Origin of the sequence: Actinoplanes sp. KI2 (assembly GCF_025630775.1) — a bacterium.
Classification (GTDB): domain Bacteria; phylum Actinomycetota; class Actinomycetes; order Mycobacteriales; family Micromonosporaceae; genus Actinoplanes.
In genome coordinates this window covers 1-12,846 of the sequence record NZ_JAOSZE010000091.1, presented here as the reverse complement: position 1 = coordinate 12,846, position 12,846 = coordinate 1, and the positions used below count along the sequence as shown (strand labels likewise).

Genomic DNA, 12,846 nt, shown 5'->3' with positions numbered 1-12,846 from the left:
CCCCCGCATCGGGCGCGCCTTGTCGACCACCATGGCGGGCGTTGCTGTCAGCGGCTTACTCGCCGCCACACCGGCGCTCGCGGCGGAAAGCACGATCTCGGTAGCACCGGCAACCGTCGGCCCTGGCCACACCGTCGTCGTCTCGGGGTCGATACCGACGACCGGCGACGGGTCCTGCCCGGCGAGCGAACCAGCGGTCCTCACCTCCACCGCGGCCCTGTTCCCGCCGGACGGGACCGGCCCGCAAGCGGCACGCAACTCATCCGGAGCATTCCGGGTCGATTACCCCGTGCCGAAAACGACACTTGCCGGCACGTACGAAATCGGTCTGCGTTGCGGCGGCGGTAACCTCGGCGTCCACACGACGCTGCGGGTAGCGGCCCCGGCGTCGGCGGGACCAAGCAGCACGCCGCCCGGCGTCAGGATCGCGGTCGCCCCGGCCAGAGTCCGCGCCGGGCACACCGTCGTGATCTCGGGAACGGTGCCGACGACCGGCCCCAAGGCCTGTCCCGCGAGCGACACCCCGATCCTCACCTCCGCCCTGTTCCCGCCGGAAGGCTTCGGCCCGCCCGTTGCCCGCACCCCCGCCGGCGCCTTCCGCATCAAGTACGCGGTGCCGACGGCGACGCCCGCCGGCACGTACCAGATCGGTCTGCGCTGCGGGGGCGGTAACCTCGGCGTCAGCACGACGTTGCGGGTGCTGCCGCAAGCTCAGCCGGCGCCCAGCAGCGCGCCGGCCCAGCAGCCGCCCGGCAGCGCGCCGCCGTCCGGTCAAGGCGGTGGCGGCACAAGCGAGGACAGCACTGCGGCGGGCTGGTCGGGGGTGGCCTGGCTGTCGGCCGGATTGGTGGTCGGAGCGGTCGCAGGTGTCCTGGGCTTCGCCGGCTGGCGACGCCGGCGTCCGTAGTGGACCGAGCGAATTCACGCCCCAATTCCATCGAGGGCGGGGTGAGCCCGATCGGCGGGTTCGCCGATTCGCGAGCGGGCGAGAGGATCAGGTTCCACGAGCGGGATGGAGGTTCGCGATGAAGGTGCTGGGTCTGGACAATGTCTTTGTACCGGTGGGTGACCTCACTCGCGCGGTTCAGTTCTACCGCGATGTGGTGGGTCTGCCGGTGGCGAAGCGTTTTGATGAGATGGGCATGGTGCTGTTCCGGATCGGAGATGAGACGCCTGGCCTGGGTGTCGGCGTCACCGACGTGCCGCAGGTAGGCGGCGGGCAGAAGGTGTGGTTCGAGGTAGCGGACGCCCGCGCAGCAGCCGAGGAACTGTCAGCCGCGGGGGCGGCGCCGCTGACGCCGCCGTTCCTGATCCCGACGGGGTGGGCGTTCGAGATTCGCGATCCGTGGGGCAACGTGATCGGGTTCACCGACTACACCGCCCGGCCAGATCTCGGACGTTCCTGACGAATCCCGGCGATCGCCAACCACCGGAAGTCCGTCCGGGTGCGGTACCCGGGTGGCTGCCGATAACAGCTGAGCAAACGGGTGGTGCCGCCGGAAACCGGCTCGGCGTCGTGATGTCCATCGCCGCAGAGAGCGGACGAGGTCGACGGTCCGGTCGTCGAGCGTGTTCCGGGAAACTTGCCAACCGCGGTGCGGCAGGTGGCAAGCGATGCGAACGCCCACCGGCGGGCCTGCCGGCTTCCCGATGACGGACGGTCCTCAAATTCCGCTACCGAGGTGGTGTCACCTCTGCGCCGGTGGGCGTCAACTCGATGGTCGCGCTCGCCCGGTGCGGTTGCCAGCGGCGTAGGTCCCGACTCCAGGTACATTCGGCCTGCCGTCTTTCACCGCACGTCCGCCGATGGCCGCCGGGAGACGAACGCCTCCGGCGCGAGACGTGGTGTCGCCGGCGAACAGGTATCGCTCGCGGTCGCCAAACGCAGCACCAGTTGCGGGTTTCCCGGCGGACGCAGCAGCGGCCGCAGGAGGTCCCGGCTCGCCGCCACCTCGGTGACGACGCTCAGGGGCAGGACCGCGATGCCCAGCGTGGTGGCGGTCAGCCAGCCCGCCGAGAGCGCTTGACCTGCCGCCAGCCAGTCGAAGCGGCCTTCGCCGGCCGTGGACAGCACAGCGAAGACCGCGGCACGGTGATGCGACTCGGCGATCAATGCCGTGCCCGCCCGGCGCATCAGACGGGCCGGCTCGGCGAGGCCGAGCCGGTAAGGATCGGCGGGCAGCGCGGCGGCCGGGATGCCGGTGCCGACCGAGCGGTCCCCGCCGATCCAAGCGGCGGACTCGCGACGCCCGGCGGCACCCGAGTCCGCCTGGTACGCGTACTCGGCGGCTTGGCCGAGCCGGATGACCTGGTCCGGCCGAAGCAGGGTGAGATCTGCGCGCTCGCGGCAGATGGCGCCGCGTACCGAGTGGACCCGGTGCAGGTCCACCGGCGCGGCGGAGAAGTTCCGGCGGTCCGTCGCGCGCCGCTGCACGACGCCGGCCAGCCGCACGGCATCGGGATCGGCCGGTGCGGGTTCGCCGAGCACCACCTCGGCGAGCAGGCCAGGGTCGTCCGGGTCGGGAAGGCGGATGACATCGATGCGCCAGCCGGCCGCGGCGAGGTGGATGCGGGCGTGGTGCAAGGCGGCGCCGCAGCTGAGTATCGCCAGCCGGGCGTCCGGGTCGGCTGCCCGCAGCACCCGGCTGGGCTCGAGCCGGAGTTCGAGCTGGCCGGCTTGTACGTACCAATGCCACGGTTGGCTGTTGTGCAGCGACGGTGCACGGCCCGCGAACAGTGCGGCCCTCATGAGCGGGTCGGAGGGGCCCGGTCCGGGGGACATGGCCGCCTCCTTCCTGGAGTGCTGGATCACCTCTGGGCGCCGATGCGACCGCGTACTTCTCAACGGTGCTGACAGAGGACACGCCAGTAGCGGGGCGGCCCGCTCTGCTGGTGGTGGCAGGAGCGCACGTCGATCCGGCACGGCGCTCGCGTTTCGAGCGGAACCTCCCGGGGCATGTGCGGGCGGCGCTCGAGGACGAGTGTGCGGAGGCGCATCGTCTGCGGTGCTTGCTCGTACAACATGTCCGTCTCCTTCCCGAGCGGTCAACTCCACTGTTCGCCGGACCCCGCCGGTTGAGCAGGGCCGTTGGTCCCAGGCTGCGCGGCCGTCGGGCCGGCGACAGCGAACCCGCGAGCGGCCACCAGGGTCCGTGGTCGTAGCCGGCTGCGTGCCCGTACGGACGCGCCGGTTGGCCGAGTTCGGCGGTGGCCTGCCTGGCCGCGGACCATGGGAAACGGGGCAGCGGTTCGGAGGCCCTGATACGTCTGCTGTCCGCCCAATTCGGCGGGCTTCCGGTGCTGCGGCGGGTCAGCCCATATCTCAGGACCTAAGCCTCTACCCGGCTGCGTGCACCCGCGGAATGCTTTTGGTAGGCCCACCGGATGCCGGACGGGGCAACGGATCGCTTGATGAAGAGACGGCTGACGAGCCGCCAGACCCACCGTCGCCAAGACGGGCAGCGGCCAAGTTACCCGGCACGGCACCGGCGGGTTCTTTGTCTGCACCGCGGCCAATCATCGCCATCGAACGCTTGTCTTCCGTTTGTCGAGTAATCTCCTCAAAGGACCGGACGGCCGAATTAGGGTGTTGTGCGATAAGGGCTTTTCATAACCCGCCAACCGTTTGTCGGTGCTGGATGTCATAAATTGTCATTGAACTGATGCCCGTCCTTCGTCTCGGCCGAAACAGTCCAGGAAAGCTGTTACAGCTGACCTCGAACGTGAACGGCCAGCACGGACGCGTTCATGGTCGACGGGGTTCACTTCGGCGAGCACACCTGCGTGGTAGCGCTGGGCATCGGCATCGACGGGGCCAGGCACCCGCTGGCAGTCGAGGAGGGCTCGACCGAGAACGCCACTCTGGTCACCGGCTTGATCACCGGGCTGCGTGAGCGCGGCCTGGACGTGACACGGCCGATCCTGGCCGTCCTGGACGGGGCCAAGGCGCTCTCGCGCGCGGTCCAGGACGTCTTCGATCAGCCGCTGATCCAAAAGATGCCAGCAGCACAAGATCAAAAATGTCAGGGACAAGCTGCCCGAACGGCTGCGGGCGGTGGCCGAGCGGCGGATGCGCCAGGCCTGCCACGCCGAATCGGCCCTCAAAGCCGAGGGCCTGCTGACCGAGCTCGCCCGCGAGCTGGACAAGACCCACCCCGGCGCCGCAGCCAGCCTGCGGGAGGGGCATGGCCGAGACGCTGACCATCCTGCGCCAGCCCAAACTCCGTGCGGCGCTGGAAGAGCACTTCAACCGGGATGCCGGCACCGGCTGCAGGGATGCGACCGTGAACGCGGCCTGATGATCACAGGCCGCCACCGAAGCTCTGGAGCCGGAACGGGGGCGAGTTAGCCCCCGGTAGGCCTGGCTCCGTCCGCGGCGCGGCGGATGATCTCAGCGATTACCTCGGGGTCGGGTTTGGCTTGGCGTGGGTCGTCGGGCCAGGCCGCCACGATGGTGGCAGACCATTGGGCCCACTCGCCGACGAGCAGGTAGAAGTCGGTGAGGAACCGGCTGGTGAGCTGGAGCTCGGGCAGCCGTTCGGGGAACGGGCCGCTGCCGCCGCGGTACTGCTCGCCGATAGCGAGACTTTCCTGGCAGCGCGCCCGCGCCCACGCCTGGGCGGCGGCCAGGGTCGCCAGCAGGTCGGCTTTGGTGCCGTTGTCGGCGAAGAACACCTTCAGGAGCTGCTCGAACTCCAGTACCGGGCCCTCGCCGGGCTGTTGGAGCCAGCCGGCCAGGGCCCGCCGGCCTTCGGCCGTGATCGTGTAGACGGTCCGGGTCCGCTGCCCGTTGCGGCGGGTGGCTGAGCGGGCCAGGCCGCGGTCGGCAAGTTTTTTCGGCTCCTCGTAGAGCTTGCTGACTGCCCGGGGCCAGATCCGCCCGAGGGAGCGGTCCATCTGCTGGGTGAGCTCGTAGCTGCTCCACGGCTTGATCGACAGCAGCCCGAGCACGGCATATGACGTTGTGGTGAGCGGCCCTCTTGACAAGATGCTCCCCTTGGGAGTAGACCCTTTACTACCTAAGGGAGTATACCGCTGGGGGTGCCCTGATGACAGAGGCAACAGCCGTGGACGTGGACCCGGCCAACGCCGAGCAGGCCAGGGCGTGGGACGGCGGCGAAGGCGCCTACTGGGCCGCGCACGCAGAGCAGTTCGACCGGTCGGTGGCCGCCTACCACCAGCCCTTCCTCGACGCCGCGGGCATCGCCAGCGGCGATAAGGTGCTCGACATCGGCTGCGGCACCGGCCAGACCACCCGCGATGCCGCCCGCGCCGCCAGCAGCGGCCGGGCGCTCGGCATCGACCTGTCCGCCCAGATGATCGGCCTGGCCCGCCGGCTCGCCGCCGAACACGGCATCGCCAATGCCGACTTCGAACAGGCCGACGCCCAGATCCATCCCTTCCCCGCCGGGTCGTTCGATGTGGCGATCTCCCGCACCGGGACGATGTTCTTCGGTGACCCGGCCGCCGCCTTCGCCAACATCGCCCGCGCCCTGCGCCCCGGCGGCCGCCTGACCATGCTGGTCTGGCAGGGCCCGGAGCACAACGAATGGATCCGCGAGCTCAGTGCCGCCCTCGCCGCGGGGCGTGACCTGCCGGCACCGCCGCCCGGTGCTCCCGGGCCGTTCAGCCTCGCCGACCCCGAACGGGCCCGGGCCCTGCTGGCCTCTACCGGGTTCTCCGGCATCGAAGCGCACGGCCTGCAAGAACCGATGTGGTTCGGCACCGACGCCGACGACGCCCATGGCTTCGTGCTCGGCCTGCTGGGCTGGATGCTGGCCGGCACCGACGGCCACCAGCGCGACCAGGCGCTCGGCAACCTGCGCGCCACCGTCACCGCACACGACACCGGCCACGGCGTCTTCTACCAGTCAGGAACCTGGCTCATCCACGCCACCCGAACCTGACCCCCAGGGGAGGTATCCACCATGAGCTACTGCGGCTCGGCGGCCCCGTTGACCAGCCGGGGGTCATTGCTCTGACGGGTCATAGGTGTCGGCCGGTGGGTCGACGACTCCTCGGCCGATCGACGAGCCGGCGTCCACTCCGCTTGGCGTGATGTCGGCCTCGGCAAGGCTCGCGGGATCGATGCCGAGCGTCGAGAGCAGGCTGCGGTTGTGCGGCATGTCGACTACCTCCGGAAGCGCGTGGTCGAACCAGGCGACCCGGGCGGTCAGCCCTCTCGACCGCAGCACCGCCAGGATCTCTGCCTTGCGGGCGGTCTTGTCCGCAATAGCCAGACCTCCCTGCGAACGGAGTTTTGCCCGGGCGGCATCCCGTCGGATGCCGCCCGGCCCCGCGCGGCTGAGCCGTCGACAGTCATGATGCTTGCCCTTCCGCTGGCGGGGTGGGAACTCGGCCGGGCCAGATCGGGGTGCCCGCTGACCTGCACCACTTCCATCCCCAAATCATGGCCGGTCCCGGCGGCGTCTCCTGCAGCCTGTACGAGTTCGGGCCGAAGCCGGCCCTGCCGTTCATGGATGTCATCCTCGCCCGATCATTCGGCGGTGGTGTCTCGTTCACGCCGGTGACCGTGACCGACCGGCCGCGCGATCCGGCTATCGACGAAGCCCACCGGTACCTTGGCGAAGGCCTCGGACGTCGAAGCCATCAGGCTCGAGCGGTTTTACGAGTGCCCGGGCCAGCCCCCTTTGTCGTGGGTAGCGAGAAGCGACGCCGGTGGGCGTCGTCGTGTTCTCCGGCGGGCGCGTCCGGACGCGGCTGTGGTCCTGGGCCGGGCGGTGCACCCTGAAGTCGGACACCGCCCTGCCGGCCGCGCCTCTGACTCGGCGCCTGAGCACAGAACAACCGCGTATGCCCCTAAAGTTGGTTCAAAGCCTCTATCTGCTTGCGAGTAGTGGCTGACACTGGAACCAGAGACGGCTCGCTGGTTCCTCAGAGACTTGCCGTCTGGTCGCCGTGTCGCGCTACGGCTGCCATCGGATCGGCCGCACCGGCCTGAGTGCGGCAGTGCGGTAGTGCGGCCTCCACACCTTATGAGGAGGGGCAATGACTGACACAGCCACGCGTCCGTCCGCCGACCGGGTCGAGGAGATCAACGTGCCCGCCCGCACGGTGGTCGGCATGCACGAACATGTCACGGTGGCGGACCTGCCGGAATTCTTCGCCAAGGCGGTTCCCGCCACCGCGGGCGAGCTTGCTCGTTTGGGTGTCGCCCCGGCCGGGCCACCGATGGTGGTCTACCGTCACGAAGCAGACCACGCATTCGACGTCACCGTGGGATTCCCGGTCGAGAACCCACCGGCTAGCAGCGACGTCTTGGCGGTGGAAGAACTACCAGCTGGACGGGTGGCGTGCGCCGAGCACGTCGGGCCGTACGCCACGCTGCCGGCCGCGTACACCACGATGAGTAACTGGTTGGGTGAGCGCACAAGCTGCCGCCGCCCGCGGTGATATGGGAGGAGTACGTCGTCGGACCGAGGGACGCCAACGAGGCCTCCTGCCGTACACGAATCGTGTGCCCGCTGCCCTGAGAGGGTCATAAGTTCAGATTCGGGACGTTTCATCTTCGGTCTGGTTTGAGTTACTGGTCACGGCTTGAACGGTTGGTGCGGCGGTTTACCAGGCGTTTCAGTACCTTCGGTGCCTTTCTTGGGCTCGGTGCCGAGGCCGGGGCGTGGCAGGCGTCCTTAGCGCGCGTCGCGAGGTCGGTGAGTTCGGTCTCCACCGTGCGTAGTTCGTTAGTGAGTTTCGCTCCTATCGGCTGTCCGAGCCGGTGGCGCCGATCAGCGCCGCACGGCCGGCCTGGAGCCGGGCGATCGGCACCCGGAACGGCGAGCAGGACACGTAGTCCAGGCCGGCGTCGTGGAAGAAACGCACAGATCCCGGTCGAACGGCTCGTGCACCCCGGTCACGACCTCGGCGTCACCGAAGCCGGGGCGCCGCCGTGCTCGCCGCAGACGCCGACGGTCAGGTCCGCTCGGGTAGCGCGGACGCGCTCGACCGCGATCCGGACCAACTCGCCGGCAAGATCATCATTGGCGCGACCTTCCCGAGCGATGGCTTCGCACGTCACAGTCGAAAGACCTACCTACGGAACCGTAGGCTACTGTAGAGTAACTACAGTTGGGTGGCAGCGAGTCAGTGTTCGACCTCGCGCCGACGCTGGGCGATAGCCCACGGACCAGCCCGGCGCCGGTGCCCCGGGTCGTTCCCGTTTCAGGGGAGGACGACGGTGAACATCACGGATGCGATTTCACCTCGCATCATCCAGGGCGGCATGGGTGTGGCGATCTCGGGCTGGCCGTTGGCTCGGGCGGTGTCCCGGACGGGGCAGCTCGGCGTCGTGTCGGGCACCGCCCTCGAGCTTGTCTGTGCACGTCGGCTGCAACTGGGCGATCCCGACGGGCACGTGCGCCGGGCGCTGGCCCACTTCCCGATCCCGGGTGTCGCCGAGCGGATCGTGGCCGCGTACTACCTGCCCGGCGGCAAGCCGGACGCGGCCCCGTTCCGGCCGGTGCCCCGGTTCACACTGCGCCCGGCCCGGGCGTTGCGGGAGCTGACCGTCGCGGCGAACTTCGTCGAGGTGTACCTGGCCAAGCAGGGCCATGACGGACCGGTGGGCATCAACTACCTGCGCAAGATTGAGCTGCCGATCCCGTACGCCTGCTACGGCGCCATGCTCGCCGGCGTCGACCACGTCCTGATGGGCGCGGGCAGCCCGGCCGAACTGCCCGTCCTGCTGGACCGGCTGGCCGGCCACGAGCCGGTCACACTGCCGATCCGGGTCCAGGGCGCCACCTCGGCCGACGGCGACTTCACGGTCACCTTCGACCCGGGTGAACTGTTCGGGCTACCGCTGCCGCCACTGCGCCGCCCGCGCTTGGACGCGATCGTCGCCTCGGTCGACCTCGCCGAAGCGCTCGCCGCCGACCCGGTCACCCGCCCCGACGGGTTCATCGTCGAAGGCCATCCGGCCGGTGGGCACAACGCGCCGCCACGCGGCCCGCGCCGTCTCGACCCCACCGGGCAGCCGCTCTACGACCAGCGGGACATCGTCGCGCCAAACGCGCTGGCCCGGCTCGGCTCGCCCTACTGGATGGCCGGCGGTTACGCCACCCCGCAAGGGCTGGCCGATGCCGTCGCCGCCGGCGCGCACGGCATCCAGGCCGGCACCATCTTCGCGCTGTGCCGAGAGTCCGGGATGGCCCCGGACTGTAAACGGGCACTGCTGGCACAAGCGGTGACCGGGCACGTGGCGGTCCGCACCGACGGGCGGGCCTCACCCACCGGCTTCCCGTTCAAGGTGGCCGAACTGCCCGGCACGCTCTCCGAGGAACAGGTCTACGCCGACCGGCCCCGCCTGTGCGACCTCGGGGTGCTGCGCGCTGCCTACCGCAAACCCGACGGCAGCGTCGGCTACCGCTGCCCCTCCGAGCCGATCACGATGTACGTCGAGCGACGCGGCGGCCGGGAGGCGAACACCGTCGGACGGCGCTGCCTGTGCAACGCCCTGCTGGCCACCGCCGGCCTGCCCCAGCGCCGACCCGACGGATACATCGAACCGCCCATCGTCACGACCGGCAGCGACTTCACCGGCGTACGCGACCTGCTGGCCCGCACCCCCGACGGCCAGACCTACACCGCCGGCGACGCCGTCACCTACCTCCTCGCAGCCTGATACCGAGCGGCTGTTGCCGCCGGTACTCGTTGATCAGTGCTTGATCCGTTGTCGCGCATCCGATACCAACTCAGCTACTGCCGATCGGCGGGGGTCCTGCGGATCTCGCCGACCCATCGGCGATCGTCCGGGCCCGCGGCCGCCTGGACGGCGCGTCCGATCGCGGCTTGCTGGCGTGCGGCGTCGGTGGCCTCGCGGTCGGCCGCCGCGGCGTCGCGGTCCGCTTCGGCGACCGACAGATCACGCTCGGCGGCGGCCCGATCCGTGGCCGCAGCGGTGCGTTCGCCCCGGACCTGTCGCAGACCGTCGCGCAGGGCGTCGCGATCGACTGTCGGGGAGATCTGACTGGCCATTGACAATCGACGGGTGGTCACGATCGGCGGCTGCGCGTCGCGGTCGGCTGCGGCCGTTCCCACACCATGAGCAGTTGCTCCCGGTCAGGCTGGTGTTCGGCGGCCGCCTGCGCACGCAGCCGGGCCCCTTCGCCCCGCTCGGCCGCCGCCCGGTCCCGGCGCTCGGCCGCCAACAGCCGATTCCGCTCGGCCCGCTGCAAGTACCGCACGCGGATTCACATTGCTGAGATATCGCACGCTGACAGACGCGACGCGACCCTGGGCCGTGACGTGAGTGCGTACATAGGCACTTGTGCGTGGATGGTCCGATACTTGGGCGGCCGCGGAAGGAACCGGAAAGCCGATGCTGGACGGCCGGCCAAACAGGATTCAGAAGAAACGCCGAACGGCGGCCCGCTGAACCAGTCGGGCCGCCGTTGGCGGAGTGTGAATCAGAGCGGGCGGATGTTCTCCGCCTGCGGGCCCTTGGTGCCCTGGGTGATGTCGAACTCCACCGTCTGGTTCTCGTCAAGGCTGCGGTAACCGCTCGTCGAGATCTGGGAGAAGTGAGCGAACACGTCGGGTCCGCCACCGTCCGGGGTGATGAAGCCGAAGCCCTTGTCGCCGTTGAACCATTTCACGATACCGGTAGTCATGTGTGCTCCTTTGCAGGCTGTGGGAGCCGCACTGTGCGGTCTCCACGCCGCCGCGTTGATCACCCGCGCCGGAACCGACACGAAAACGAAAAAAGCGCCTTGATGGGTTCGGATAACTCATCAGGCGCCGAAACGTCTAAGGGAATCAAAACTGCAACGCTCTTAATGTAACACAAGGATCCCCCGTGTTCCGTGTGTGTGACGAATCGGGCAAAAGGTTGCCGCACGTCAACGGTTCGCCTCTCGGACTACCTGGGATAGCTCTGCTGGGTTATCTGTTCGGCAAGCGTGACGAGTCCCCAGCCGCCGTTGGTCGGATGACCCGGGCGAGGTTCGGCGAAGGCGGCGGCGAGTCTGGTGGCCGGCGGATTGTCGAGTGCGGTGTCGCGGAGACCTCCCGCCGGCCGGGCGACTTATCGCGTTCGGTCCCGCGCGATCAGCACGGGCACCGTGCGTGGTGCAGCACCTGGTGGCTCGCCGAGCCGAGTTGCAGGCCGGCGAAACCGCCGTGACCGCGGGCGCCGGCGACCACCAGCTGCGCGTCCTGCGACGCGTGTACCAGCACGGCGCCGGGGCTGCCGGGCGTTAGCCGCAGTTGGACCGGGACACACGGGTTGCCGGGTGTCGGTACGCCATGGCTGGGTTGGTGGCTGCCACGCGCGCACGGCCAGCACACCGACGGTGCGGTGGCGGCTGAACGGCCCGTCCAGCCGGGTCTTCGGCCCCTGCCGACATCGTGTCCGGCCACCGTACCGTCATGTCAGAAGTACCGGAGGGAGGCCGAGCGCGATGAAGATCTGGACCGTCGATGATGTGATGACTCGCGCGGTGGTGTCGGCTGAGCCCGCCACGACCTTCCGTGAGATTGTCGACCTGCTGGCCGACCGGCGGATCAGCGCACTCCCGGTGGTCGACGAGGCTGGACGCGTGATCGGCGTGGTCTCCGAGACGGATCTGCTGCGCAAGGTCGAGTATGCCGGCGGCAGCGAACCGCGTATCTTCGACGGCCCGCGCCGCCGAGACGACCGCCGCCGCGCGCAGGGGCGAACCGCGGCCGAGCTCATGACCACCCGCCCGGTCGTCGTATCCCAGGGGACCTCCATCACGTCGGCGGCCCGGATGATGGACGAGGCGGGCGTCAAACGGCTTCCGGTGGTCGACGCCCGCGGCCGGCTGATCGGCATAGTTACGCGAGGTGACCTGCTGAAGGTGCACCTACGCCCGGACGAGGAGATCCTTGCCGATGTCCGGATCAACGTCGTGGAAAGGTTCCTGCCCGGGGACGCGGAAACCGTCATCGTGACCGTCGTCAATGGCGTCGTCGCATTGGACGGAAAGGTCGACCGCTGGTCGTCCGCGGACATCGCCGAGCGGCTGTCCCGGCAGATCGCCGGTGTCGTCGACGTCGTCTCCACCCTGGAGTACAGCTTCGACGACAGCCGGGCCCACGGCTCCCGCTTGGGATTCGGCACCCGCTGACGGAAGGCTCGCCAAGCCGGCGGCCGGCGGACAAGCAGGTGACTCGTCAGAACAGCCGGCTGTCGCCGGTGTGGGCACAACAAGGACGATCTTGGCGTTTGCCGCCAGGCGCCTCCAGCCCATGGCCGATTGCGACGGGGCCGCTGGGCGTTGCTGCTGGCAGGCGGGGAGCCGGACGAGCCCGTGCGACATGCGAATCGATCAATCAGTCGGTGGGTGGCCCAGCGCCGCAGCAGCGTTTCGGCGGCTTCGGCCTCCTCGGTGTGCGCGTAGGCCAGGCGGAGCGTTCCGCGCAAGGCGGGGGTGCGCCGCTGTTCGAGCGCCTGCAAGCGGCCGCCGGTCGGCGGGGAGGCGCTGCTCGAGCCGGGCGGACAACACCGCGCCGAGGCCTCGGTCAGCTCCGCCGAGTGGTCGGACAGGTGCACCGCCGTCAGCGCCGGCCGCCACGACCAGACCCACGGTCCTGAGGCGTCCGCCCCGGTACCTCGACACACACTGTCAGAGTCATCGCCAACCCGGATCGAGGCCTGGAACTGGCCTGCCCGCCGCCGAACTGGCCGTGCTCAGCAGGTGACCAACGGCCCTGAACGAGGGCAGGTCGGCGGTGGACGGTGGAGGTGGAGGCGTGGGCAGCGCCGCCCGCGCGCGGAGGTGATTCCCGTGAGAACGCTCCGGACCGTGAGCACGTTGACGGTCCTGGCCGTCACCGCGATGGGTCTGGCGGCCGCGCGGCCGGCGC

General features: G+C 69.7%; 14 protein-coding genes and 2 pseudogenes. 7 read left to right on the top strand and 9 right to left on the bottom strand.

Annotated elements, in window-relative coordinates; translation table 11 throughout:
- Together ODJ79_RS46050 and ODJ79_RS46045 are read left to right on the top strand one after the other, a co-directional pair.
- Positions 1-907 (top strand): hypothetical protein (locus ODJ79_RS46050; protein WP_411267452.1); only part of this gene is annotated, 907 nt, incomplete at its 5' end.
- Between the two features lie 118 nt (positions 908-1,025).
- A complete protein-coding gene (locus ODJ79_RS46045; protein ID WP_263030090.1) occupies positions 1,026-1,406 on the top strand; it encodes a VOC family protein in 381 nt (126 codons plus the stop codon).
- 383 nt (positions 1,407-1,789) lie between these two features.
- On the opposite strand, the gene ODJ79_RS46040 is transcribed toward ODJ79_RS46045, so the two are convergent.
- Positions 1,790-2,782, bottom strand: coding sequence for an Acg family FMN-binding oxidoreductase (locus tag ODJ79_RS46040; RefSeq protein ID WP_263030089.1), 993 nt, complete (start codon positions 2,780-2,782; stop codon positions 1,790-1,792).
- Between the two features lie 59 nt (positions 2,783-2,841).
- Positions 2,842-3,024 (bottom strand): hypothetical protein, encoded by a 183-nt coding sequence (locus ODJ79_RS46035; protein WP_263030088.1) that lies wholly within the window; start codon positions 3,022-3,024, stop codon positions 2,842-2,844.
- 717 nt (positions 3,025-3,741) lie between these two features.
- Here ODJ79_RS46035 and ODJ79_RS46030 point away from each other — a divergent pair.
- A pseudogene (locus ODJ79_RS46030) lies at positions 3,742-4,211 on the top strand (transposase); the annotation flags it as partial.
- Positions 4,212-4,344: 133 nt separating this feature from the next.
- Here ODJ79_RS46030 and ODJ79_RS46025 read toward each other — a convergent pair.
- Complete coding sequence (locus ODJ79_RS46025) at positions 4,345-4,950, bottom strand: PadR family transcriptional regulator (RefSeq protein ID WP_263030087.1); 606 nt, start codon at positions 4,948-4,950, stop codon at positions 4,345-4,347.
- Positions 4,951-5,048: 98 nt separating this feature from the next.
- Between ODJ79_RS46025 and ODJ79_RS46020 the strand changes: the two genes are divergently transcribed.
- Positions 5,049-5,906 carry a class I SAM-dependent methyltransferase gene (locus ODJ79_RS46020; RefSeq protein WP_263030086.1) on the top strand — a complete coding sequence of 286 codons (858 nt, stop codon included), beginning with the start codon at positions 5,049-5,051 and terminating at the stop codon, positions 5,904-5,906.
- A gap of 63 nt (positions 5,907-5,969) precedes the next feature.
- On the opposite strand, the gene ODJ79_RS46015 is transcribed toward ODJ79_RS46020, so the two are convergent.
- Complete coding sequence (locus ODJ79_RS46015; RefSeq protein WP_263030085.1) at positions 5,970-6,194, bottom strand: hypothetical protein; 225 nt, start codon at positions 6,192-6,194, stop codon at positions 5,970-5,972.
- Positions 6,195-7,008: 814 nt separating this feature from the next.
- Between ODJ79_RS46015 and ODJ79_RS46010 the strand changes: the two genes are divergently transcribed.
- On the top strand, positions 7,009-7,413 hold the full coding sequence (locus ODJ79_RS46010) for a GyrI-like domain-containing protein (protein WP_263030084.1): 405 nt from the start codon (positions 7,009-7,011) through the stop codon (positions 7,411-7,413).
- A 303-nt stretch (positions 7,414-7,716) separates the two neighbouring features.
- Here ODJ79_RS46010 and ODJ79_RS46005 read toward each other — a convergent pair.
- Positions 7,717-8,026: pseudogene (locus tag ODJ79_RS46005) on the bottom strand (putative PEP-binding protein); the annotation flags it as partial.
- A gap of 213 nt (positions 8,027-8,239) precedes the next feature.
- On the opposite strand from ODJ79_RS46005, the gene ODJ79_RS46000 reads away from it, so the two are divergent.
- Positions 8,240-9,640, top strand: coding sequence for a nitronate monooxygenase (locus tag ODJ79_RS46000; protein ID WP_411267453.1), 1,401 nt, complete (start codon positions 8,240-8,242; stop codon positions 9,638-9,640).
- Positions 9,641-9,714: 74 nt separating this feature from the next.
- On the opposite strand, the gene ODJ79_RS45995 is transcribed toward ODJ79_RS46000, so the two are convergent.
- The 4 genes from ODJ79_RS45995 to ODJ79_RS45980 all read right to left on the bottom strand — a co-directional run bounded on the left by ODJ79_RS45995 (position 9,715) and on the right by ODJ79_RS45980 (position 11,304).
- Positions 9,715-9,993 (bottom strand): hypothetical protein, encoded by a 279-nt coding sequence (locus ODJ79_RS45995; protein ID WP_263030082.1) that lies wholly within the window; start codon positions 9,991-9,993, stop codon positions 9,715-9,717.
- A gap of 17 nt (positions 9,994-10,010) precedes the next feature.
- Entirely contained in the window at positions 10,011-10,202 is a 192-nt protein-coding gene (locus ODJ79_RS45990) for a hypothetical protein (protein WP_263030081.1), read from the bottom strand.
- Positions 10,203-10,424: 222 nt separating this feature from the next.
- On the bottom strand, positions 10,425-10,628 hold the full coding sequence (locus tag ODJ79_RS45985; protein WP_263030080.1) for a cold-shock protein: 204 nt from the start codon (positions 10,626-10,628) through the stop codon (positions 10,425-10,427).
- Between the two features lie 436 nt (positions 10,629-11,064).
- Positions 11,065-11,304 carry a universal stress protein gene (locus tag ODJ79_RS45980; protein ID WP_411267451.1) on the bottom strand — a complete coding sequence of 80 codons (240 nt, stop codon included), beginning with the start codon at positions 11,302-11,304 and terminating at the stop codon, positions 11,065-11,067.
- 113 nt (positions 11,305-11,417) lie between these two features.
- On the opposite strand from ODJ79_RS45980, the gene ODJ79_RS45975 reads away from it, so the two are divergent.
- Positions 11,418-12,107: a CBS domain-containing protein gene (locus tag ODJ79_RS45975; RefSeq protein WP_263030079.1), complete on the top strand. Its 690-nt coding sequence runs from the start codon at positions 11,418-11,420 to the stop codon at positions 12,105-12,107.
- Positions 12,108-12,846: the final 739 nt, after the last annotated feature.

Bases quoted from the DNA above. Each gene is read 5' to 3' on its own strand.
- ODJ79_RS46000 (WP_411267453.1), top strand. From the start codon at position 8,240: ATGGGTGTGGCGATCTCGGGCTGGCCGTTGGCTCGGGCGGTGTCCCGG.
- ODJ79_RS46040 (WP_263030089.1), bottom strand. From the start codon at position 2,782: ATGTCCCCCGGACCGGGCCCCTCCGACCCGCTCATGAGGGCCGCACTG.
- ODJ79_RS45975 (WP_263030079.1), top strand. From the start codon at position 11,418: ATGAAGATCTGGACCGTCGATGATGTGATGACTCGCGCGGTGGTGTCG.
- ODJ79_RS45995 (WP_263030082.1), bottom strand. From the start codon at position 9,993: ATGGCCAGTCAGATCTCCCCGACAGTCGATCGCGACGCCCTGCGCGAC.
- ODJ79_RS46035 (WP_263030088.1), bottom strand. From the start codon at position 3,024: ATGTTGTACGAGCAAGCACCGCAGACGATGCGCCTCCGCACACTCGTC.
- ODJ79_RS46010 (WP_263030084.1), top strand. From the start codon at position 7,009: ATGACTGACACAGCCACGCGTCCGTCCGCCGACCGGGTCGAGGAGATC.
- ODJ79_RS45985 (WP_263030080.1), bottom strand. From the start codon at position 10,628: ATGACTACCGGTATCGTGAAATGGTTCAACGGCGACAAGGGCTTCGGC.
- ODJ79_RS46020 (WP_263030086.1), top strand. From the start codon at position 5,049: ATGACAGAGGCAACAGCCGTGGACGTGGACCCGGCCAACGCCGAGCAG.
- ODJ79_RS46045 (WP_263030090.1), top strand. From the start codon at position 1,026: ATGAAGGTGCTGGGTCTGGACAATGTCTTTGTACCGGTGGGTGACCTC.